Genomic DNA, 22275 nt, shown 5'->3' with positions numbered 1-22275 from the left:
AGAGGATCACCCTTGTTCAAGATAGCGGCAGGTTTCCTCCAGGCTCACGACGTCGGCGTACTTGGCCTGGAGGTCGAAGAGGCTTTGCTCGTGCGCGGCCTGGGAACGGTCTCCCACGCACTCGCGGACCACCATGGGGCGAAAGCCCGACTGCAGCGCATCCACCGCGGAAGCCCGCACGCAACCGCTGGTGGTACAGCCCGCGACCAGCACCGTATCGACGCCGCGAGAAACCAGCCGCGAAATCAGGTCAGTGCCGAAGAAGCACGAGGCGTACTTCTTCACCAGCCAGCCTTCACCGGGCAGCCTATGAAGTCGGGGATCGAGCTCGACTTCCGGCGTCCCCACACGCAGCGTCGTCAAGCCTTTCTGCTTGAGCGCCCAAACGCCAGCATCCTTGAAGCTGGCGTCGTCGTAGGCCACCGTAGAAAAGAAGATGGGGACCCCGCGGGCGCGCGCCGCAGCCAACAATTGCTGCGACGCACCGATCTGCGGCGACAGCTCGGCGCCCAGCATCAGGGCCGGGTCGGTGAAGGCGCGGATCATGTCGATTACCAGAACGGCCGGGTGCCGTCCGAAGCCAATGCGCAGGCCGAAGCCCCGCTGGTGGAAGAACTCGCGCTCGGCGGAAGCGGTCATGCTTGCTCAGCCCAGCAGTGCCGGCAGCCATGTGGCGATCGGCCTGAAGAAGAACACTGCCACCAGCATGAGCAGGCTGATCACCACGAACGGCATCGCCGACGCGAACACCGTACCCGGGCCGGCGTCACGACGACCGATCTGCAGCGCCTGAAAGAACTCGAAGCTGCCGGGCACTGTCGCAGACGTGTGGGCCCAGGAGCAGGCGGCCTTGATGCCGGTGCCCCGGCCCTTCGATGGCTTTGTGGAGCACACCAAGCGGGTCTCGCCTACCTGCCTGATCCACTTCGAGCGCAACCGCTACAGCGTGCCTGCACCCTATGCCAATCGGCCGGTGAGCTTGCGGGTCTACGCGGATCGCCTGGTGGTCGCGGCCGAAGGCCAGATCGTGTGCGAGCACCAGCGCCTGATCGAACGCAACCACCATGGTGCGGGCCAGACCGTGTACGACTGGCGCCACTACCTGGCGGTGCTGCAGCGCAAGCCCGGGGCCTTGCGCAATGGCGCGCCGTTCCTGGAGCTTCCAACGGCCTTCAAGCGGCTGCAGGCCGCCCTCGTGAAGCAGCCAGGCAGTGACCGGGAGATGGTGGAGATCCTGGCCTTGGTGCTACACCACGACGAGCAGGCAGTGCTCGCGGCCGTGGAGCTGGCCCTGGAGGCCGGTGCACCCAGCAAGACCCACATCCTGAACGTGCTGCACCGCCTGCTGGACGGCAAGCCGGCCCCAGCACCGGTCACATCGCCCCAGGCGCTCAAGCTGGCGGTGGAACCCCAGGCCAACGTGCTTCGCTATGACCAGCTGAGGGAGGTGCGCTATGCGTCATGACCCCGCCATCGCTTCCATCGTGATCATGCTGCGCGAGCTCAAGATGCACGGCATGGCCCAGGCTGTCACGGAGCTGGCCGAGCAAGGCGCGCCGGCCTTTGAGGCCGCACAGCCCATCCTGTCTCAGTTGCTCAAGGCCGAGACCGCCGAGCGGGAGGTGCGCTCGGTGGCCTACCAGCTCAAGGTGGCCAGGTTCCCCGCATACCGAGATCTGACGGGATTCGACTTCAGTCACAGCGAGGTGAACGAGGCACTGGTACGCCAGCTGCACCGCTGTGAATTCTTGGAGAACGCCAACAACGTGGTGCTGGTGGGTGGACCGGGTACGGGCAAGACCCACATCGCCACCGCCCTGGGGGTGCAGGCCATTGAACACCACCACCGAAGGGTCAGGTTCTTCTCGACGGTGGAACTGGTGAATGCCCTGGAAGAGGAGAAGGCCCAGGGCAAGCCAGGGCAGATCGCACACCGACTGGCCTACGCTGACCTGGTGATCCTGGATGAACTGGGCTACCTGCCGTTCAGCACTTCAGGAGGGGCGCTGCTGTTCCACCTGCTATCCAAACTGTATGAGCGCACCAGCGTTGTGATCACCACCAATCTGAGCTTTAGCGAGTGGGCCAATGTGTTCGGAGATGCAAAGATGACCACAGGGGGGTGCTGCGTAATTCTTGGACTGGTTTCAGTTGATTAAGCCCAGACTTTCCCGGTACTCGATGGGGCTGAGGGAACCCAACGACATCTTGATCCGTTTTTCGTTGTACCAGAGGATGTACTCGTGCACCGCTCTGATGAACGCCTCGATGGTGGTCGACTTCCAATCCCGCGGGTAGAACATCTCATTCTTCAGGCGCCCAAAGAAACCTTCGCAGGCCGCGTTATCCGGCGAGCACCCTTTGCGCGACATCGACCGCGTCAGCTTCGCGCTGTGCATCCGAGCGAGCCAGCCCGGCCAGCGGTAATGGGCACCACGGTCGGAGTGAATGATCGGCTTGCTGTCGCACGATTGCACCGTGTCAATGGCCGCATCGAGCATCGTGTTCACCAACTCGGAGTCCGGTCGGGTACCAAGCGTCCAGCTCACCACCATGCCGTCGAAGCAGTCGATCACAGGCGAGAGGTAAACCTTTCCCGCCGGGATCTGGAACTCCGTAATGTCGGTGAGCCACTTCTCATTCGGTGTCGCCGCCTGGAAGTCACGATTGAGGAGGTTGTCTGGCGCAGGGCTGATCTCTCCGAGGTAGGACCCGTATCGACGCTTTTTGCGCGCGGGAACACTCAAGCCCTCCTGCTTCATCAGGCGCTGCACGACTTTTTCAGACAGGTGCAACTGGCGTCTGCCCAGCGCCGCACGCATGCGCCGGTAACCATAGCTGCGGTGGTTGCTCTGAAACACATCGGCAGCGGCAACCCGGGCGTCGGCGTATTTGTCAGGCCTTCGCTGGCGGGCGCAGTGGTAGAAGTAGGAACTGCGAGCCAGGCCAAGTTCGCCGAGCAGTTCTGCGAGCGAGTAGATGGGCTTGAGGGCGTCAACCAGCAGAGTCTTCTCCCGATTGCTCAGGAGCTGAGGGTTGACGCCCAGGCCTTTTTTTAGCAGTTCATTGGCCTTCTTCAAGATGTCATGTTCGAGCTGAAGACGGTGAACGCTCTGTTGAAGCGACTCGACTTGGCGCTGCAGTTCGGCAGCATCAGGCGCTGGCGGTGAATTGTTTTGACGTTTCATGGATGCGGGTACCTCGCGGCCGAGCAACTGGTTTTTCCAGTTGTACAGCGTAGGCCGACACACAGCCAGCTTCTGGGCGATTTCTTGTGCGCTGGTCTTTCGGGTGCAAAGCTCGATCACAGCTGCACTTTTAAGCGCGTCGGGGTGCTGGATGTTCGGTGCCCGGCCCACCATTCGGTGGCGAACTTCGGGGTGCAGCTCGTCAATCCACTCGGTCAGTAACTCCCGACCGGGATATCCCAATGCCCGCACGGTCGAGGCAATGCACCGATCGTGATCAAGGTAGTGCTTCACCGCCGCATGCTTCTGCTGATCGGAATACTTCTGTCCTGATCGCGAATACCCGACTCGCAGGTTCTGGCTCCGCTCGTACTCCCGGTACCAGCCAATGAGGGAGTTCTTGGTCGGATAGCCCAACTGGCGGATGGTGGCCCTGAGGCGCTTGCCAAGCTTGATGTAGAGCTTGACGGCTCGGATTCGGTCTTCGTAGGAATACATGAACTACCTCCAGGTAGTCCAAGTTTTTAGCCGCATCCCCGGTGGGTCAGGTTTGCATGGAAATCAACAAACCGCGTCTTCGTCGCGTTCAGGGTCAGCCCAAACTTGGCCAGTCGCTCCTGCATTGCTCTGAGGAATCGTCTGGCTGTTTCTCCATTCTTGAATCCGAACACACTGTCGTCGGCATAGCGCACGACAATCACATTTCCCCGTGCATATCTGCGACGCCATTGCTGCGTCCATTGATCGAGGACGTAATGCAGATAGATGTTCGCCAGCAATGGCGAAATCACCGCGCCTTTGGGCGTGCCCTTGGTCGCCGCTACCCTGCACCCGTCCTCCATCACCCCCGCTTTGAGCCATTTACGAATCAGTCCCAGCATTCGCCGATCCGCAATGCGGTGTTCCAGAAACTTCAGCATCCAGTCATGCTCGATTTCATCGAAGAATGGTAACTACTCAGCCCAAATTTAGGCTTGCGATCACGCTTCAGCGAAAGCTGTGCTGAGTCGGCACGCCCTTGAAAGCGGCGACAAGTGAATCAAAGACATTGCCCCCTTGCTTGTGCATGGTGGCGCAATACGAGCGAATCACGCAGTAGGCCTGTGCGCCTGACAATGTGCGAAAGCAGCCGGAGACTTTTTGTTTCACCTTGGGCATGCGCACGGTCTGCTCGGCCAGGTTATTGGTAAAAGGCACGCCGGGCTGGGTCATGAAGCGCCAAACATCATCTCTGTAATCGCGCAGTCGGCCAATCAAATTGGTGGCCTTACTTTGCTTGGGTCTGCCGCGTTTGCCAGTAGAGGGCACCACGGGGTTTTCTGTCTGGGCTTGAGCCAGTATGGCCTCGTACAGGTCGCGCAGATCGCGTACCTCGCACTGATACTGCTTGGTGTTGTAGTTCGGTGATTGTCCGTCTGCACACTGCAGGTTATCGAGGTGGCTGGCGTGGGTGAGCAGTTCGATCATGTCGCCGGCCCAAGCTTGACCTTGTTCTTCCAGCAGATAGGTCAGTTCGCGCAAGTGGTGGGCGTTGCACAGGGCGTGTTGGCACTGCAATGCTTTGTAGGGTAGCCAGCCATCATGCACCAAGACACCCTTGAATTGCTGCAGCAGCGCCAGTGCATCGAACGCCTCGCCTCCTCGCTTGGGGTGACAGCCCATCCAGGTCAGCGTGTCGGTGGCCAGCACATGCAGCCAGTGCAGCGTCTTTGCCACCCGTAGCCCGGTTTCATCAGCATGCAGCACGTCTGCGTTGACAGCGCCTTGGCCGATGGCATCTACCGTAGGTTGCAAGATGCCCGCACTTGTCATGGCGGCCTTGAGTACGGTGGCTTGACTCACGGGCAGACCAAAGAAGTCTTTCATGAGCGCCGCCGTGCGCTGTACCGAGACGGCATGGTTTTGATTGAGGTGCACCATGGCCGCCTGCGCGCGTGGTCCATATTGCACAGCCGCGTTTACACCGGCGGGGAACTCTGCTGTGTGTACATGCCCGCAGCGACAGATGGCTTGCATGGCATGATGCTCGGTCACCTCAAATTGCAGCACGGGCAAATCAAAGACCTGACGGGTTTCGCTCACATAGGCAAAGGGCAATTCCTGATGGCAGGCTTGGCAATGCTCTGGTACGCCGTGAACAACGATTTTGTCGGGCTGGGTGGCTTGGCGCAAGGTACTGCCGGTGTGACCTTTTTGTCCGCCTGTGGGTTTGTCGCCCGCAACGCGTAGTGACTTCGGCGCGGGTTTGTTCAGGCCATCGCTTGATGGGGGCTTGCTGGAGTTGCGGCTATTGAGTTTGCCTTGCGTCTGCAATTGCATGACCGCTTCTTGCAATGCCTTGATCTGCTCCTGCAACATCAAAATCAGTGCATCCTTCTCGGCATGGCTTAACTGGTTCAGGCTTGATGGGGTTTGCATTGCCGTGAATTGTCCCTTATCGCGTCAAGGGATGCTGAGTAGTTACGAAGAATGACGATATGTCTGCATCCAATATCCAGTTCACGTTTTGACTCTTGATTCCGACCGTTAGCGCATCCAGTGCATCGTGCTGGCTGCGCCCTTGCCGGAACCCATACGAGAATCCGAGAAAGTCCTCCTCATATATCGTGTTCAGTACGGTAACTACCGCCTGTTGCACAACTTTATCCTCCAGGGAGGCGATTCCAAGCGGGAGCGTCGGGATACACCTTCGCCTATGCCACACCACGCGAAACCATGGCCGACTGGTTGGGTGCCACCGCACAGGCACTGCGTTTTTACGGCGGCGTACCCCGCTAATCGCCAGCTGGCGATTAGCGGGGTACAACTCCGTTATTTTCGTGTCAATGTACTAGGAGGCTCAGCCTCACTCAGGTGCTGAGACCCTTGTAGAGCATATAAGCCGCAAGTAAGTAAAAACTGCCGGCAAACACCAATTTGAGGTTGTCTACGGGAATGCTGTGTGCCACCCGGGCGCCCAGCGGCGCGGCGAGGAAGCTGCACACGGCAATTATGCCCAACGCCGGCAACCAGATGTAGCCGAACGAGCCCACCGGCAAGTCCTGCACGTTTCGCCCGCCGATCACGTAGCCCAGCGCGTTTGTAACGGCAATCGGAAATCCAAGCGCTGCAGAAGTGGCCACGGCGCTGTGAATCGCCACGTTGCACCGAGTCATGAAGGGCACGCTGATAGTGCCGCCGCCTACACCAACCAAGCCCGAAATAAAACCAATAGCTCCGCCCGCCGCCAACTGACCCGCCGTACCAGGCATTTGGCGTCTGGGTTTGGTTTTTTTGTCAAGCAACATCTGTGTTGCCGAAAAAATCACGAACAGGCCGAAGAAAATGGCCAGGTAAGCGCCTTTGAGCAGCGCGAACACCCCCAAGCTGCCAATGAGGCTACCTACGACAATGCCGGGAGCCAGCCGTTTGACGATGTCCCAGCGCACGGCACCCCGTTTATTGTGGGCCCGAACGCTCGAAAGGGATGTAAAAATGATGATGGCCATGGAGGTTGCGATGGCCATTTTCACCGCCAAATCGGGCGACACACCGCGGCTTGACAAGATGATGGTGATGAACGGCACCAGCGTCATACCGCCACCAATGCCCAGCAAGCCCGCAAGAAAACCGGTACCGATGCCCAGTGCGGCAAGTTCAAGGATTAGCAGAGATTCGAGATTCATTTGTGGTTGACGTGTTTGGTAGGACTCGCCGCTGCAGCCCATTAAAAAGGGGTGACCCGGGTGCTGTTCGAAGCCGGAAAGACCGAAGACACTCGAACCTGAAGGATTCATGGCCGACATAGACATAAACCGCCGTTACAGTTAGGGAAGGTCTGCACAACACCCGCCGCAGCGTGAGTTGATGCACTCGATTCCGGATGGCGACGATTTGGGGCTTGCGTTGTCCATTTCAAAGCCGATTTCGCCTCGTTCCGCGGCCCACTGGGCGCCTGCAGACGCACTCATCCCCGCATCTCCTGCAGCAACGTGCGCCGCACCATCCACAGGTTGGACAGTGCGAACAAGGTGTGCAGTTGCGCCGTGTTCTTGGTCAAGCCCCGGTAGCGCACCTTCACATGCCCGAACTGGCGCTTGATCACCCTGAACGGGTGTTCGACCTTGGCCCGGATACGCGCTTTGGTCTGCTCCAGTTTGTCCAGGATCGCGCCTATCGGAGTGCTCTGGTCCAGCACCTTGCGCTTGCCCGGCCGCATGGCCACATGCCAGTTGACTTCGATGTCCTGCGTTTCATCGCGCTTGCCCACACCCTGGTAGCCCGCGTCGGCAAAGACGTCTGTTTCTTCTCCATGCACCAGCGCGTGCGCCTGCGTCACGTCGTTGACATTGGCCGCTGTGCCCACCACCGTGTGTACCAGGCCCGAGTCCGCATCGACCCCGATGTGGGCCTTCATCCCGAAGTGCCATTGATTGCCCTTCTTGGTCTGGTGCATCTCGGGGTCACGTTCGCCGCTGCTGTTCTTGGTCGAACTCGGGGCAGCGATCAGCGTGGCATCGACCACTGTCCCGCTCTTGAGGAGCAGACCCTTGGCCGCCAGCGTGGCGTTGACGGTGGCCAGGATCTGCAAGCTCAGGTTGTGGGTTTCGAGCAGGTGGCGAAAGCGCAGGATGGTGCTCTCGTCGGGCAGGTTGTCCTCGCCGGCATCCAGACCCACAAACTCACGGAACAGTGCCATGTCGTACAGCGCCTCCTCCATCGCCGGGTCCGAGAGGTTGAACCATTGTTGAATGAAGTGGATGCGCAGCATGGTCTCGACGGCGAACGGTGGGCGTCCGCCCTTGGCACCTGGTGCGGGCGCATGCAGCGCGATCAGCGATACCAGCTCGGCCCAGGGCACCACGAGGTTCATCTCATCGAGGAACTCGCGCTTGCGAGTCCTCTTGGTCTTGCGCTCGAATCCGCTCTCGCCCAGGCTCATCTGTTTCATGCCATCACTGTCTCACATCGGGCCATGGGCGACGAGGTTGTGCAGACCTTCCTTAGCCTGGTGGCTGAAAGGACTCATGAAATCGAAGTGAAAGTCGATCGTCTTTGCCCTTTCTCTCAAGCATTCGACTATTTCCCCGAAGATTCCGTTTCAAGTTGCTTGTGCAATTCGGCCCACCGTTGCCCTGAGGCTTTCCAGGAGTCAAGATAGCTGGCTGGGCAGATGTCGTTATAAGGTGGGCGAACGGGGCCGGCGTTCATCCAGCCTGCCGCATCGATTCGGCCTTTTTCCAGCGCAACGTTGTAAATAGAAAAGGTCTTGAAGCTATCTTCGGGAAATGGCGCAGCTGTTTTCACAAGTCGACCCTGAAATGCGTGGGCATCGGTCCAGTCTTTGGTTCGCCGAGCTGCGATGACCTTGTCGCGAAGCGTCGTCGAAACCAATGGCCCGCACACGGTACCGCTGGACCAGAAGGCATCAACGAAGTCATCCATACGTGCCGCAGCATAGTATTGGTAGTCGAGCGGCAGCAGCTTCATGCGATGCTTGGTCAGATGTAGATCCTGCAGCAGGAACTCGATACCGATATATTTCGCTGCAACGACTTGCCGAATCTCTGAAACCCGAGCCCAGAACGCGCGGGGAAAATCAAATTTGAAAGCCTCGGTATTCGCGTAGATAGCGATATTCATCTCTGGAACAGCTTCGGCGACATCTTTGTAGTACTGAACAGCCATATCAACGCAGGGATTGCACCACATTGGTATTCCCAACATTGTTCCGTCGGCCCCAATGGAGTGGGCGTACCTTGTCTGCTCGATCGTGTCGCGGGTATTAAGCGTTGTGGTGCCAACGAACACTGGAACCCTTCCTCTCGCGGTCTCCACGATGGTTTGCATGAAGACTTTCTTTTCCTCCCAGGTTAGCGATTCACACTCACCCAAAGTACCCATGCTCAGAATCCCGTTCGCGCCAGCCGCGATAAGGCCTTCAACGGCGCGGGCAGTCTCATCCAGATCAACGGTGTTAGTCGCACGCCAGTCACTCGCATCCGGTTTGGATGGTGTCGGAAGAATTGACCATACTCCATGAATATCCGATGCATTCAACAGTCCTGACTTACCCATAACTTATCCTTTGTATTTAAGAAAATTCTAAAAACCGCCACAAATAATATTCTCAGGCATCTTGCGAAAGCCCAAAGACATCAATCATCACATACTCATCTTGCCCGACCGACTGACGGTCGTTTTACCCCAACTCAATGAACCATCCGGGATTTGGCTTGACGTGAGGCGGACACTTCCAAGCCCGCGTCGTTAAACTTCAACGCCTTACGTCAATTGATGGGCTTCAAAACCATTGGTTTTAATAAAAAATGTGCGAGCGCAGGCAGCAACACCAGTGCTCCGATCATGTTGCCCACAAACATAAAGGCGAGCAAGAGTCCCATATCAGCCTGAAACTTGATGGGACTAACCACCCAGATGACAACGCACAAGGCAAGCGTGACACCAGTCAGGAGTACAATCTTTCCCGTGAAGAGCAACGATTGGTAGTAAGCCTCGGAGAGGCTATCGCCAACCTTCAATCTCGCCAGAAGAATGCTCATGACGTAGAGCGCATAGTCCACCCCGATGCCCACCCCCAATGCGATCACGGGCAATGTAGCCACTTTCACACCAATGTTCAGCGCTACCATCAAAGCCTCGCACAGCACCGAGGTCAGAATCAGCGGCAACACAGCACACAGCACCGCACGCCAAGAGCGGAAGGTGATAGCACACAGAACGATCACCGCGCCGTAGACCCAAAACAGCATCTCGCGGTTCGCATCCCTGACGACAATGTTCGTCGCCGCATCAATGCCGGAATTGCCGGCGGCGAGAAGAAACTGGACTTGCTCAGTGTTGTTTTCCTTGGCAAAGCCCTCCACCTCGTTGACGAGGGAAGTTAGTGTGTCGGCTTTATGGTCCTTCAGGTAGGCCGTCAGCGTCAACAAGCTGCAGGTATCGTTGTAAAGGCCGCGGGGTGCCCCGGAAGTGATCGTGTTGAGCATCGACTGGCTGTTGATCAACTCATACCACTTGGTACTGCCTTCATTCAACCCTGCTAACACACGCCGACTCAGTAATGCCAAAGAGTTCGTGTCCTCCACCCCCGGCAAAGCACGCATTTTCCACTCCAGCGCATCAACCTTCATCAAGGTGTCATATTGGCTGCACTCGCCGTCTGGCGTCTTGACCATCACTGCAAAGGCATCGCTGCTGGCTCCATAGTGTGCGGTCATGTAAGTGTTGTCACGGTTATAGCGACTGTCGGCACGCAACTCAGGTGCACCAGACTCCAAATCACCGATCTTCAAGCGCTGCGCAACCACGAGTCCCCCTGTACCAAGGAGCAGTGAGACCGCAACGGCGCCTGCCGCCCAGCGTCGCTGGGTGAACAAGTCCAACAGTCTCCATAACGGATGTCGTGCCCCGCTCCGCTGGTTCGCCAACTCTTCCGTCAGGCTGAGTTGAGCAGCTACTGGACTTACGCCCACATAACTCAGCAGTATCGGCAACAGTATCAGGTTGGTGAAGATCAATACTGCAACGCCAAGGCTGGCAATGAAAGCCAGATCTCGGATCGCCTCAATATCGATCACCATCAAGACACCGAAGCCAACGGCATCGCACAGCAGCGCAGTCAGTCCCGCAAGAAAAAGGCGCCTGAAAGTGTAGCGCGCAGCAACCAAGTTATTCGCACCACGCCCAATATCCTGCATGATGCCATTCATTTTCTGAGCACCATGACTCATGCCGATCGCAAAGACAAGGAACGGAACCAGCACGGAGTAGGGGTCCAACTCGTAGCCCAACAAGGGCATCAACCCCAGTTGCCACAGCACGGCAACCAGCGAACAACTGACAACCAGCACTGCACTGCGGACGCAACGCGTGTAGGCATAGAGCATGGCCGTCGTGATGAGCACGGCTGCGACGAAGAATCCTAGCATCTGCCAAATACCCTCGATCAGGTCACCCATGACCTTCGCGAATCCAATGATGTGAATACTGATCCCATCACTCTGATATTTGACCCTGAGCTTCTCCAGCGCATCAGAAACATCAGCGTAATCCAGTGGAACACCGTTCGCGTCTTTTGACAACAAGGGCAGATAGACGATTGAAGAACGTTGATCCAACGCGACCAGTTGACCGATCTCGTTGCTGCGCTCGATGTTCAAACGCACCGTGGCAAGGCTTGTAGGCGACCCGTCGTAGCCATCCTGGATGACTGGACCACCATCCATGCCCTCCTCGGTGACGCCGACCCATCGCGTATTCGGAGTCCACAGCGACTTCATATTGCGCCTGTCAACGCCAGGCAGCAAAAAGGCCTCGTCGCTTAACTGCTGAAGTACCTTTAAATAGTTTGGGTCATAGATGGACTCACCTGTTGTGGCAACGGCGATGCGCACAGCGTTGCCAAGACCTCCCAGCTCTTGACGATGAGCGAGGAAGTTTTGGATGTAGGGATGGCTCCTAGGGATGATCTTCTCAAAGCTCGCGTTGAGACGCAGATTACTGGCACTCCAGCCGAGCACGACCGTCAGCACCGCGCAGAAAAGGAGGATCAGCTGGCGGTGATTGAAAAGAGCCCGTTCAATAACTGAACCTGACCGTGGATCGAAGTCGGTCAAAGGTGTTCGCTCATCCTTTGAGACTGCTTGGTTAACGACTGACATGAGGGTCACTTAGGAAAAGGAAGTTCACGAACACCACGCAAGCTGCTGGCAAGCAGACGACTGCCATCAAGTTCGACAACGGCAGTCAACGGTGGGCCTGGTGGCCATGAAACAGACGTCCATTTTCCCCCTGAATCACGACTGATCAATGCCTGCCCGGCCTGGTCAAGGGCGAGCACACTACCGTCATGCATCAGCGAGAGACAGCCAATCGTGACAGGAGTGGGCACCTCGCACTGGCTGAAACCGGCAGGGCTATACGTATAGATATTGCCCTTCAGACCAGCCAGCAACCACTTGCCGTCGGGCAACGCAGCCACGGCGAACCAGCTGCCCGGATAAGGGGAGCTCAGTCGGACGAAGGTTTTTCCTCCATCGACGGATTGCAACAGCAACCCTTGCTCGCCGACTATCAGAATGCGCTGTCCCTGCACCGCAAGCGCGTTAAGGTGCAGGGCCTTCGGATTGTCCAAGCGATCCATCCAGGGCGACCAGGTTTCACCACCGTCTGCGGTTGCAAAAATAAGCCCATAGGCCCCAATCACAAAGCCTCGCTTTCGATCGAAAAAGTGCATGTCCAGGAAAGGCTTATCAGGGCCGTCCGACACCAAGCGGTGAGCCTCCTGCAAACGCTTGTCGCTGTCATCGTCGTTCTTTGATCCGGCCGACACTTCTGCACGCCATAGATCCGCGGCTCTTTTTCCTTCCAACTGAAGCCGCCAGGTTCCGCCGCCGTCTGAGGTTGCGAGCACAACACCTGCGTGACCTGTGACCCAACCAAACTTATCGTCTACAAAGTTGACGGCGGTCAGCGTGACACTGACTGGCACACTCGCCTGCTGCCATGTGGCACCAACATCATCCGAGAACAAAACGACACCGCGCTCCCCGACCGCGACAATGCGTTTTCCAGACTTGGCAACATCAAGCAAGACGCCCCCCCTCACCTGCGGCGCTACAAACGCAGGACGACGCAAGGCATTAAGCACGGGGTTAGCCCAGACCGCCTCCATGCTGACCAGCGGCACAGTAGCTACAAAGCACAGGGCGCGGCGTCGCCCGATGTCAAAGCGCTCTTTCTTATATTTTTTCAACAGAATTCCCCCACATAAACAGCTCAAACAAATCCGGATTCCATCAGACTCACGGGCTCACCGTTGCCAACAGTGGAGCGACTAACCGAAGGTCGATCCACCAGATGTAACACGTCGCCCTTAAGCTTTTTAGCTTTACCGAATACCTTCACCAGCCATCGAATCTGGCGAGTAGGTTGATGCGGGGAATGGTTTCGTCTCAACGCGAATCTGCACCGACTCATCGTTGTACAGGCTACCCAAGTAAGAGTTGCCACCTATCAGATCATAGAGACCGAAACTGCTGCGTATGAAAGCGGGTACATCCGGCGCCACAATGGGCAAGAGATACGTTGTGCGCGCCAATTTTCCTTGCGCATCCCAGCGATCTCCAAGCAAGGCATACCAACTGTCTTCATCAATGTAGTAACGACTTTTAGGTGACACATGACGCTTACCTGGCTTCAATGTGGCGTCTACAACCCAAACCCTATGCAATTCCCAACGCACATGATCAGGGTTGAGGTGGGCTCCCGTGATCACATCCGCAGTCTTGCTTGGCACCATTGTGCGGTTGCTGTTGTAAGGCACCAGTATTTCTTTCTTGCCGACCAGTTTCCAGTCAAAGCGGCTCATGTCGCCTTCAAACACGGTTAGCTCATCAAAAGTGAGGATACCAGCTGAAAACGAGAGCGGCGTATCACAGCAGACGTTCGGCAGCTTGCGCACGCGACGTTGCCCTGTGAGGTAAATCCACCCCAGTGTTTTATCTTCATTGACATTGAAGTGCTGCATGACCGCTTCACCGGCTCGGATGGCCGGACCGATATTGGTCGAACGGACTTTGTACCACCACTGACCATCCTCAACACCTACACCCTTGGTGTTGTAAGGGAAAGTAAAATAATTTTCATAATGTGAAAGCATGACGGCTTGACCGCTGCTGTTCACAGTGAAGTTCTTCGCCGTTTCGTAAACTTGTTCGAGCTTATAGGAAAGCTGATGGTTCACCATCACCTCAGCACCATTCTTCGGAATGGGGAACGGAATGCCACCCAAGGCCCCCACAGCATAGGGATTATCGAAACCCGACAGCTTTACCTTTGTGGCGTTTTCAAACGTCTTGTCATAAAACCATTGCGGCGCGACATAAGTGCGCTTTGAAGGATATACATCAACCCTGAAAGTGTCCGGGTATTTCTGCAGCATCGCCTTTGTGCCATCCGTCAATTTGTCTGCATATTGCGCCATATTCTTTGCAGTGATACTGTACAAAGGCTTGTCGGAAGCGAAAGGGTCTGGACGGCGACCACCTTTTTTGTAGCCGGGCGTCGGTGTGGTGTAGCCACCGGTCCATGCGGGAATCGAACCGTCTTTATTGCCAGCTTTTTCAGCACCCATGGGTGTCAAAGTGGATTTCAGCTCAGCGGCTTCATCGGCTGACACCGCAGCAAAAGCTGCTCCAGCCAAAAAAGCGTAAGCAATGATCGTGGAAATGGGTTTGATCATAAATTTCATTTTTTTCCAATCAGAATGAGTAACGAACGTTGAATGAGATGAAATCTCGATCCCGAAGGGTTTGACCCCAGCCGAACGCCTGGTTAGCTCCCGTGTTAAACGTGCGGGCTGTACCGTAATAGTGGGTGTAGTTCAAACCGAAGTTCCAAGAATCCAGGTAAGTCCCATTTAGTCCTATGCTGATATCCCCTCCCCCTTCAGGGATCCAGGCGTTGGGTGTCATTGCCATTGGCCGGGAGCCTTTTGGCGCGTAGCCGATGCCGATAGGCACACCTAGATCCAATCCTGGCAGGACTTGCCGGTACTTCGGCTCAAAGACGACTCGCATCGCGACACCATCGCGTGTTGCATTTGGATCCGCGGCGGTCGCGTTTTTGGTGATTTTCAGCACACGGTTCCAAGCAATTTCGCCAGCAATCGTAGCTTCTCCCCAGAGAGGAGTACGCGGCACGGAGCCTAACACCGAGATATTCAAGTGGGCCGTGCGGCCGACTGCATAGGCTGGATTGCTTGAGTTATTGTTTGCGACCGGCGCGAGCGCGCTCGTGTCGAAACCCTGCGTACTCGCCAAGTCTTGGTTATCGCGAAAAGACAGCTCAGCTGCAACGTTGTAATCGCCAAAGGTCTTGCTGGCACTGGCACCAAAAGCCTTAATTTTTTCTTGATACGCGATGTAATGGCCCACCGGAGCCGGCCCGACCGGAGTCATTCCAAGCTTCGGCACGACTTGTGGCAATTTGTTGTGAAACTGAATCAGATAGAAACCATAGTCGATATCACCACCGTTCACCTTCAGCTGCACCCCCCCCTGTCCAGAATCCTTGGCCTTCATATCGGAAAATCGTGGGCTGGGTGCACCAGGCCCAAAAAAGATGTTTTCAGCGCCATCGACAGCGTAATCCGTGTTGGAGAAATAGCTACCTGCAGCGGGCAGACGACTTCTGGATGAAGCTACCTGTATGTAGGCCCCAACCGAGACATCTGGGGTGATCTGTACTTGCCCCGAAACCATAGGGACGGGACGAATCGCTTCCTTAAAAGGCGTACCGGGTACGGAAACAAGCTTGACCACATCCACCGGCATTTGGGCACCGGCAATGGCATTGGCACCAAAAAACAGGCTTTCGCCCCAAAGCACCGAGTGCCGACCGGCACGAACCGAGGCGCTCCGCTCGACCAGGTCAAATTTACCAAAGACGAAAGCATCCAGTACCTCACTGCCACTGCCATGAACATCTCGCGTGCCGGCAGTGAATTGGTTGTAGGGAACCGAGGTCTGGTTCGGGAACGCGCCACCGGGAAAACCCGGGTTGGCGTTGGAACGGCCATAAACAGAATCGTTCCAAGCAGCCGCACTGATGCGAAAACCCATGTTCTTCTTATAGATGAAGTCCAATTCCGACAGCAAGTCAAAGCGACTGGAAATGAGTCCTTTGCCAAAATTTCGGTCGCCGTCGTCGTTGTTTGGATTCGAGATCAGAACAGATGATGGCTCGTCAAGACGCCGCGCAGCGCTGTACTTGATGGTATTGTCCCAGCGGACATTCAAGTCAGGATTTCCTGTGTCAAGCACAACAGCCAAGGCAGGTGTCGCTCCGATGGAGAGTCCACCACACAATGCGGCAATGCCACGAATGTGGGCCGACGGCATCAAGTACTTTCGCCGTGATTTTAGGAACTTCATCTTGCTGTCTCTTTTTCTTTGGTTATGAATGATCGCCACATTGCTTGTAAACAGCGGTAACGCAGCGATTCTTTTTCCTACTAAATGAAAATGACCAAGGTTTTAATGGTCAAAGAGCCCAATGGGTCCTTCTTGCAGGGAAACGATCACACTCTTGAGTTGGGTGTAGTGGCTCAGAACGTCGAGTGAAAATTCGCGACCGAAACCACTTTGCTTGTAGCCACCGAACGGTACATTGGGGATCATGTTGAAGTAGCGGTTGACCCACACGGTCCCCGCTTCGATCTCGCGCGCCATGCGATGGGCTTGCGTGATGTTTTTGGTCCAGAGACCAGCCGCCAAACCAAATTCAGTGTCGTTAGCCTCGCGTATGACTTGAGCCTCGTCTTTCCATGGAATGACCACACCGACCGGCCCAAAAATCTCCTCTTGAGCGATGCGCATTTTGTTGCGCACATCAGTAAACAAGGTCGGCTCAATAAAGTAGCCTTGCTCAAATCCGCTCACCGTTGCGCGCTTACCCCCCATCGCCGTTGTCGCACCCTCATTGCGCCCGATATCGAGGTAACCAAGAACCTTGTCGAACTGCATCCTGGAGGCCTGAGGCCCCATTTGCGTCGAAGGGATCATAGGGTCGCCAACACGAATCTTGCGAAGAATGTTTTGAACCTTCTCCACAAATGCATCCATCACTGACTCATGGACGAAGTGGCGTGTCGCGGCAAAGCAAATTTCGCCCTTGTTCACCACGATGCTCATGGCTGCGGACTCTGCCGCTGCATCCATGTCAGCGTCCGCGCAAATAATGTTGGCCGATTTTCCACCCAACTCCAGCGTTTGAGGAATCACATTGACGGAGGCATATTGCATCAGTTTTTGCGCGGTCGGGCGTGAGCCGGTGAACGCTACCTTGCGGACATTCGGGTGGGTCACAAGCGCTTCACCGACATTTGGCCCGTAGCCGGTAATGACGTTCAGCACGCCTGGCGGCAGCAGGTCAGCCATCTCACGGATGAACTCCATGACCGCCAAACAGACCGACTCGGCCGGCTTCAGCACAATGGTATTGCCCGCAGCGAGAGCAGGCGCAATCTTTGTCGCCATCATGACAAGGGGCACGTTCCAGGGAATGATCTGTGCCACGACACCAAGCGGCTCGCGGTGAATAATCGCCACACCTTGTGTCGCGTCTATGGTCTGCCCATGCAAACCAAATGCAGCACCAGCAAACAACTCAAACTGCCCAATCGTGGCTGGGATATCGATATGCAGCGCCTCCATGATAGGCTTGCCATTGTCGAGCGACAACATCGCGGCGTAATCATTGGCCCGTGCGCGCAGGCGACGCGCCATTTCATAGAGCGCAGCCTGACGCTCACTGGGTGTGCTGCGAGACCATTTCGGGAAAGCCTGTGTGGCGGCCTCCACGGCACGGTTTACATCCTCAGCGTTGCCTGACTGGATATAGGACAGCACCTCCAGATTGGCAGGGTTAATCATCGCGATTTTTTCGCTGCTGGATCCACCGACCCATTCACCATTGATGAAATGGCCATACTCCGCCTGGAAGTACTTCATAGCAAGCTCACTGCGAGCAGAATCCGGTTTTTTCGATTCAGTCTTCATTTCTTCACCCATAGCAATCTCCTTACTTCGATCCTTAATGACCTTATTCCCTGAAACTCACTCCCGCTGGAAGTGAGTAAATTCGTGTCAATTTTCGCTGCGAAAATTAACGCCACCGACGTATTGCGCTTTATCGAGGTCATGCCCAAAAACGTCACAGCGAAAGTGCTCCTGCTGAGCCGGTGCGCATACCCCACTCCAACCGGGCTCCCACAACCAACCAGACGGATTGGCCGCATAGAAACTCAGCGCTCCGTCATTGCTATGCACGCCCAATTGCACAGCAATGTCGATACCATGCTTATGCACCTTGTCCAACGTCTGCCCCAAGTCCCGCATGTCCTGGTATTCAACCATCAGGTGATTCGCACGCTTGGGCATCGGACCGAACATCAAGGCCACGGAATGCTCACGGTTATTGCATTTCAAGAAAGGAATCCGAACCGGGGTGCCATCTGTCAACTTCAAAAGGTAGTCAGAGCTTCCAGTAACCCCAAGCACCGCAAAGAAGCGCATCGTCGCCTCCGGGTCTACGGATCGCAGGATGATGTGACCAACACCCTGATCACCCGTTTTGAAGCCCCCAAACATCGGACGTCCTGGGTGGAATGGCTTGTGCCCATCCACCAGTGGCGAGTAAAAAATTTCGTGCGAATTGCCAGCAGGATCCTGCAACTTCAGCAGACCCAGAACACGGCGCTCTGCAGCTTCTGCCTCGGTGCCGCGACGAACCTCAATACCTGCAGCCGTCAATTTGGCAGCCATCTGCTCCAGTTCTTGAGCACCCGCTACTCGCCAGCCGACATAGGCAAGGTCATCGTCACCACCGGTATGCACCACAATGCGGTGATGCCAGAGGTCCATGCGCAGATAGAAACGATCAGCCTCACCTTCGTCGACCAGTTGCATACCCATCACCTCGGTCGCGTAGTTCTTCCATGCAGCAGCATCGCTCACAGAAATCCCCAAGTACCCCAGTTCAGTTACGTTTGCCATTAAAAGCACCTTTACAAAGATTCAAGCTATACCCCCAGCACCGTACAGCTCCATTATTTACGGCAAATTGCCCGGACGTGCGTGACGGAATAGCCATTTATGATGTTTGTTATTAGAACCCAAAATTAGTTAGGTTCCTATAGGTATTTTCCCTAAAGATTAGAGAGTAGAGAATCGTCATATGATCCTGCTTCTTATTTCACCAGCACGCCCCTCAAGTGACAAATAAACGCGTCCCCCTCAAAGTTGCCACCCCCTCCGCAGAACGAGTTTTTCCAAAGAACTTGGACAGCAGCCTCGGTTTTCTTATCTCTGACACGGCTCGCCACGTCAAGCGGCTGCTCTACCCTGGCATTGCCCAACTCGGTATTCGTGGTGGTAGCTGGTACGTGCTGCGTGCACTCTTTGAGGCGGACGGCGTGACACAGAGAGAACTGGCGAACCGACTTGGCACAACGCAGCCTTCGACGCTTGAAATGCTTCGTTCTATGGAGAAAGAGGGCCTTGTCCACTTCCAAAGGGATACGCTTGACCGACGCAAGCTGCGCATCTACCTCACCGATAAAGCACTCAAGTTGAAAACGCCTCTGTTGCGTGCCGCAGGCGAGGCCAACTCGATCCTGCTGGGCGGACTCACGCAAGCGCAGGAGATATTGCTGAAGACTATGTTGGGCACAGTGCGCAGCGCCGCCGCCGATGCAATCGCGCAGTTTGAGTTGCAATCTGCAGTCAAAGAATCTCCGACCAGGCTCCATCTTCGGGAGGAAGAAAGGCAGGCCCACGGAAACCAAACGGACTGCCGTCGACGGTAGAGGACCTCGCATAGAAGCGCAACAAATAGCCTCATCGATCAGAAAGCGCAAAGCCTGACACGCGGTGAATGTCAAGCTAGTTGTCGCTTCACAACACCACATGAACATTCTTGGTCTGGGTCCATGCAAGCAATTCAGATACACCCTCCTCACGCCCAAGACCTGATTGCTTGTAGCCACCAAAGTCTGCCCCGATAAAGTGGGCACTGACGTGATTGATCCATACATAGCCGGACTCAACGCGAGATGCCAGGCGATGGGCGCGGGCCAGATCCTTTGTCCATATTGAAGCGGTCAAGCCGAAATCCAGCCCATTGACCATGCGCAGCAGATCTTCCTCTTCGTCCCATACAATCATAGCCAAGACCGGGCCGAACACCTCTTCGCGGAACAAACGCATGGCAGGGGTGACATCAGCAAACACGGTAGCCGTTACAAACCAGCCGTTGTCCAACGCTTTGTCGCTCGGACGAACGCCACCGCACACAAGACGAGCGCCCTCTTTATGAGCGGAATCAATGAAGGACATGACCTTTTCGTACTGCGCCTTGGACACCAGGCAGCCCATCGTGGTCGCGGGATCCGTTGGCAGTCCACAACGATAAAGTTGTGAAATTTTCTGCACCATCACTTTAATGACTCGGTCGTATACTGATCGATGAACGAAGCAGCGAGATGTCGAGCCGCAACTCTGCCCCGCCCAAGTGAAGTTCATCCCTTTGACCGCACCCTCAATGGCTTTGTCCATGTCCGCCTCTGGACAGATGATCAGAGGATTTTTTCCACCCAGCTCCAGGCTTACGGGCATCACCTTCTCGGCTGATGAGCGCAAAATTGATTTGCCCGTGGCGGTGGAGCCAATCAACGACACCTTCTTGACCAAAGGATGGTCGACGAGCGCTTGTCCGCACGGTGTGTCGCCACTAAGCACATTGACTACGCCGGGAGGAAAGACATCCTGCAACAATGTAGCCAGGCGGTAAGCGGACAAGGGGGCTTGCGTCGCAGCCTTCAGGATGACGGTGTTACCTGCCGCGACGGCCGGTGCCAACTTGGCCGCGAGAAACATGAGCGGATGGTTGTAAGCCACGATACGCGCGACCACACCGTAGGGCTCGCGCACCGAGTAATTAGTCGGCCCTGCAAAACCTCTGAGACCCGCATGAACACTGGGCTGGCGGGGTGAATGCCGATGTTCAGAACTCCCGGAACGATATCCAATGGATGCCAGTTCCTGGGAGTTTTGACGAGACTGCCGATGGCCACCGACGACTTCTTTCGAGCGCGCCTGGAGACGATGATCGACCTGCGCCACCCGCTGGCCGTGCTGAGCAAGCGCATGCCGTGGGCGTCGATCGAGGCCGCGCTGGCGCCGCTGTTTGAACACAAGGCCGGACGTGGCCGACGCGTCAGCGATGGCGACCTGTTTGGCCAGACGGTCGAGCTGGCCGGGGTGGTCAGTCCAGCCGGGCGACCGCGGCTGCCGATCCGCCTGATGGTGGCGCTGCTGTACCTCAAGCACGCCTACAACGAGAGCGACGAGTCCGTGGTCGAGCGCTGGGCGCAGGACGTGTACTTCCAGTTCTTCAGCGGCAATGAGTTCTTCGAGCCGCGTCTGCCATGCGACGCCACGCAGATCGGGCGCTTCCGACGCGTGCTGGGCGAGGCCGGCGTAGAGCAACTGCTCAAGACCACGATCGAGGCTGCGGTGGCGATGAACGCCGTGAAGCCGGCCGAGTTCGCCACGGTGATCGTGGATACGACGGTGCAGGAGAAGGCCATCGCGCATCCCACCGACAGCCGACTGCTGGAGGTGGCCCGGGACAAGATCGCCCGCCTGGCCAAGCGAGCAGGCATCAAGCTCAAGCAGACCCACGAGCGCGAAGGCCGCACGCTGCGCCGCAGGGCGGGCGGCTATGCCCACGCCAAGCAGTACAAGCGACTGCGCCGGGTGCTCAAACGCCAGCGCACCGTGCTGGGCATTCTGCTGCGAGAGGTGCGCCGCAAGATGACCGCGCTGACGCAGGAGGCCCAGGACAAGCTCACCGTCTGGCTTGAGCGTGCTGAACGCATCCGCACCCAGAAACCCAAGGACAAGAACAAGCTGTATGCCCTGCATGCCCCGGAAGTCGAGTGCATCGGCAAGGGCAAGGCCCGCAGGCCCTACGAGTTCGGCGTGAAGGTCAGCCTGGCCATCACCGAGAAGAGCGGCTTGGTGGTGGGCGCACGCAGCTTCCCGGGTAACCCGTTCGACGGGCACACGCTGGCCCAGCAGATCGAACAGACCAACACGCTGCTTGAAGACATCGGCACCAAGCCCACCACCGCTGTGGTCGATCTGGGGTTCAGGGGCGTGGACGCAGAGCTCAAGCCCGTGGAGGTTGTCCACCGGGGCAAGTACAAGTCGTTGAGCAAGCAACAGCGCCGGTGGCTCAAGCGACGTCAGGCGATCGAGCCGTCCATCGGCCATGTCAAGCAGGATCACCGGATGGACCGCTGCTGGCTCAAGGGCAGTGAGGGCGATGCGCTCCACGCGGTGCTCTGCGCGGCCGGCTTCAACATCAGATGGCTGCTGCGGGCTATCGCCCGCAACGGCTTTTTTGCGGCTGTCGTTTTCATGCGATGGCTGGCTTCGATGCTGCTCGTGCCGACCGGGCCCGCTCCGCATTTCTCATCCCATGCCGGTGGGGATGGGGTTTGAATTTCGCAGGGCCG

At 56.7% G+C, this 22275-nt stretch carries 17 protein-coding genes and 3 pseudogenes; 4 read left to right on the top strand and 16 right to left on the bottom strand.

Features of this window, described 5'->3' with window-relative positions; genetic code table 11:
- Nucleotides 1–6: 6 nt before the first annotated feature.
- A complete protein-coding gene (locus DELCS14_RS08840) occupies nt 7–639 on the bottom strand; it encodes an isochorismatase family protein (RefSeq protein ID WP_013801327.1) in 633 nt (210 codons plus the stop codon).
- A gap of 6 nt (nt 640–645) precedes the next feature.
- A complete protein-coding gene (locus DELCS14_RS30415; protein ID WP_157158246.1) occupies nt 646–816 on the bottom strand; it encodes a hypothetical protein in 171 nt (56 codons plus the stop codon).
- On the opposite strand from DELCS14_RS30415, the pseudogene DELCS14_RS08835 reads away from it, so the two are divergent.
- A pseudogene (locus DELCS14_RS08835) lies at nt 794–1465 on the top strand (IS21 family transposase); the annotation flags it as partial. The gene DELCS14_RS30415 and the pseudogene DELCS14_RS08835 overlap by 23 nt on opposite strands.
- A pseudogene (istB, locus tag DELCS14_RS08830) lies at nt 1455–2117 on the top strand (IS21-like element helper ATPase IstB); the annotation flags it as partial. The pseudogenes DELCS14_RS08835 and istB, both read left to right, overlap by 11 nt.
- A 30-nt stretch (nt 2118–2147) precedes the next feature.
- Here the strand turns inward: istB and DELCS14_RS08825 are convergent.
- From DELCS14_RS08825 to DELCS14_RS08780, 13 genes and pseudogenes are all read right to left on the bottom strand, one after another.
- Nucleotides 2148–3686 (bottom strand): IS3 family transposase, encoded by a 1539-nt coding sequence (locus DELCS14_RS08825; RefSeq protein ID WP_013801325.1) that lies wholly within the window; start codon nt 3684–3686, stop codon nt 2148–2150.
- Nucleotides 3687–3712: 26 nt separating this feature from the next.
- Nucleotides 3713–4123: a reverse transcriptase domain-containing protein gene (locus DELCS14_RS08820; RefSeq protein ID WP_343299539.1), complete on the bottom strand. Its 411-nt coding sequence runs from the start codon at nt 4121–4123 to the stop codon at nt 3713–3715.
- 52 nt (nt 4124–4175) lie between these two features.
- Nucleotides 4176–5606 (bottom strand): IS66 family transposase, encoded by a 1431-nt coding sequence (locus DELCS14_RS29785; RefSeq protein ID WP_013801324.1) that lies wholly within the window; start codon nt 5604–5606, stop codon nt 4176–4178.
- Between the two features lie 40 nt (nt 5607–5646).
- A pseudogene (locus tag DELCS14_RS29780) lies at nt 5647–5859 on the bottom strand (reverse transcriptase/maturase family protein); the annotation flags it as partial.
- 178 nt (nt 5860–6037) lie between these two features.
- Nucleotides 6038–6853, bottom strand: a complete 816-nt coding sequence (locus DELCS14_RS08810) for a sulfite exporter TauE/SafE family protein (protein WP_043795857.1) — start codon at nt 6851–6853, stop codon at nt 6038–6040.
- A 281-nt stretch (nt 6854–7134) separates the two neighbouring features.
- The gene (locus DELCS14_RS08805) at nt 7135–8118 is read right to left on the bottom strand and encodes an IS5 family transposase (RefSeq protein ID WP_013801322.1); all 984 of its coding nucleotides are present in this window, start codon (nt 8116–8118) and stop codon (nt 7135–7137) included.
- A 128-nt stretch (nt 8119–8246) separates the two neighbouring features.
- Entirely contained in the window at nt 8247–9245 is a 999-nt protein-coding gene (locus tag DELCS14_RS08800; RefSeq protein WP_013801321.1) for a dihydrodipicolinate synthase family protein, read from the bottom strand.
- Between the two features lie 212 nt (nt 9246–9457).
- On the bottom strand, nt 9458–11851 hold the full coding sequence (locus DELCS14_RS08795; protein WP_013801320.1) for an MMPL family transporter: 2394 nt from the start codon (nt 11849–11851) through the stop codon (nt 9458–9460).
- A 5-nt stretch (nt 11852–11856) separates the two neighbouring features.
- Nucleotides 11857–12945, bottom strand: a complete 1089-nt coding sequence (locus DELCS14_RS29775; protein WP_083829070.1) for a YCF48-related protein — start codon at nt 12943–12945, stop codon at nt 11857–11859.
- A gap of 135 nt (nt 12946–13080) precedes the next feature.
- Nucleotides 13081–14442 carry a DUF1329 domain-containing protein gene (locus DELCS14_RS29770; RefSeq protein ID WP_013801318.1) on the bottom strand — a complete coding sequence of 454 codons (1362 nt, stop codon included), beginning with the start codon at nt 14440–14442 and terminating at the stop codon, nt 13081–13083.
- 10 nt (nt 14443–14452) lie between these two features.
- Nucleotides 14453–16126: a DUF1302 family protein gene (locus tag DELCS14_RS29765; protein WP_013801317.1), complete on the bottom strand. Its 1674-nt coding sequence runs from the start codon at nt 16124–16126 to the stop codon at nt 14453–14455.
- 102 nt (nt 16127–16228) lie between these two features.
- Nucleotides 16229–17764 (bottom strand): aldehyde dehydrogenase family protein, encoded by a 1536-nt coding sequence (locus DELCS14_RS08785; protein WP_013801316.1) that lies wholly within the window; start codon nt 17762–17764, stop codon nt 16229–16231.
- A 75-nt stretch (nt 17765–17839) separates the two neighbouring features.
- Nucleotides 17840–18748, bottom strand: coding sequence for a VOC family protein (locus tag DELCS14_RS08780; RefSeq protein ID WP_013801315.1), 909 nt, complete (start codon nt 18746–18748; stop codon nt 17840–17842).
- A gap of 284 nt (nt 18749–19032) precedes the next feature.
- On the opposite strand from DELCS14_RS08780, the gene DELCS14_RS08775 reads away from it, so the two are divergent.
- The gene (locus DELCS14_RS08775; protein ID WP_157158245.1) at nt 19033–19560 is read left to right on the top strand and encodes a MarR family transcriptional regulator; all 528 of its coding nucleotides are present in this window, start codon (nt 19033–19035) and stop codon (nt 19558–19560) included.
- An 88-nt stretch (nt 19561–19648) separates the two neighbouring features.
- Here DELCS14_RS08775 and DELCS14_RS08770 read toward each other — a convergent pair whose 3' ends face one another.
- Nucleotides 19649–20875, bottom strand: coding sequence for an aldehyde dehydrogenase family protein (locus tag DELCS14_RS08770; RefSeq protein ID WP_228676863.1), 1227 nt, complete (start codon nt 20873–20875; stop codon nt 19649–19651).
- Here DELCS14_RS08770 and DELCS14_RS08765 point away from each other — a divergent pair.
- Complete coding sequence (locus DELCS14_RS08765; RefSeq protein ID WP_013801313.1) at nt 20819–22261, top strand: IS5 family transposase; 1443 nt, start codon at nt 20819–20821, stop codon at nt 22259–22261. The two genes, DELCS14_RS08770 and DELCS14_RS08765, sit on opposite strands and share 57 nt — an antisense overlap.
- Nucleotides 22262–22275 lie beyond the last annotated feature (14 nt).

The organism is Delftia sp. Cs1-4 (assembly GCF_000214395.1).
In the GTDB taxonomy this organism is placed as follows: Bacteria; Pseudomonadota; Gammaproteobacteria; order Burkholderiales; family Burkholderiaceae_C; genus Comamonas; species Comamonas acidovorans.
Note: the sequence above shows the minus strand (reverse complement) of the source record. Positions and strands in the feature narration are given on the sequence as shown.

What these genes read in the sequence shown, in the direction of transcription:
- DELCS14_RS08840 (WP_013801327.1), bottom strand. Translation starts at nt 639, where the DNA reads ATGACCGCTTCCGCCGAGCGCGAGTTCTTCCACCAGCGGGGCTTCGGC.
- DELCS14_RS08825 (WP_013801325.1), bottom strand. Translation starts at nt 3,686, where the DNA reads ATGTATTCCTACGAAGACCGAATCCGAGCCGTCAAGCTCTACATCAAG.
- DELCS14_RS29785 (WP_013801324.1), bottom strand. Translation starts at nt 5,606, where the DNA reads ATGCAAACCCCATCAAGCCTGAACCAGTTAAGCCATGCCGAGAAGGAT.
- DELCS14_RS08810 (WP_043795857.1), bottom strand. Translation starts at nt 6,853, where the DNA reads ATGAATCTCGAATCTCTGCTAATCCTTGAACTTGCCGCACTGGGCATC.
- DELCS14_RS08805 (WP_013801322.1), bottom strand. Translation starts at nt 8,118, where the DNA reads ATGAAACAGATGAGCCTGGGCGAGAGCGGATTCGAGCGCAAGACCAAG.
- DELCS14_RS08800 (WP_013801321.1), bottom strand. Translation starts at nt 9,245, where the DNA reads ATGGGTAAGTCAGGACTGTTGAATGCATCGGATATTCATGGAGTATGG.
- DELCS14_RS08795 (WP_013801320.1), bottom strand. Translation starts at nt 11,851, where the DNA reads ATGTCAGTCGTTAACCAAGCAGTCTCAAAGGATGAGCGAACACCTTTG.
- DELCS14_RS29770 (WP_013801318.1), bottom strand. Translation starts at nt 14,442, where the DNA reads ATGAAATTTATGATCAAACCCATTTCCACGATCATTGCTTACGCTTTT.
- DELCS14_RS29765 (WP_013801317.1), bottom strand. Translation starts at nt 16,126, where the DNA reads ATGAAGTTCCTAAAATCACGGCGAAAGTACTTGATGCCGTCGGCCCAC.
- DELCS14_RS08785 (WP_013801316.1), bottom strand. Translation starts at nt 17,764, where the DNA reads ATGGGTGAAGAAATGAAGACTGAATCGAAAAAACCGGATTCTGCTCGC.
- DELCS14_RS08780 (WP_013801315.1), bottom strand. Translation starts at nt 18,748, where the DNA reads ATGGCAAACGTAACTGAACTGGGGTACTTGGGGATTTCTGTGAGCGAT.
- DELCS14_RS08765 (WP_013801313.1), top strand. Translation starts at nt 20,819, where the DNA reads ATGGCCACCGACGACTTCTTTCGAGCGCGCCTGGAGACGATGATCGAC.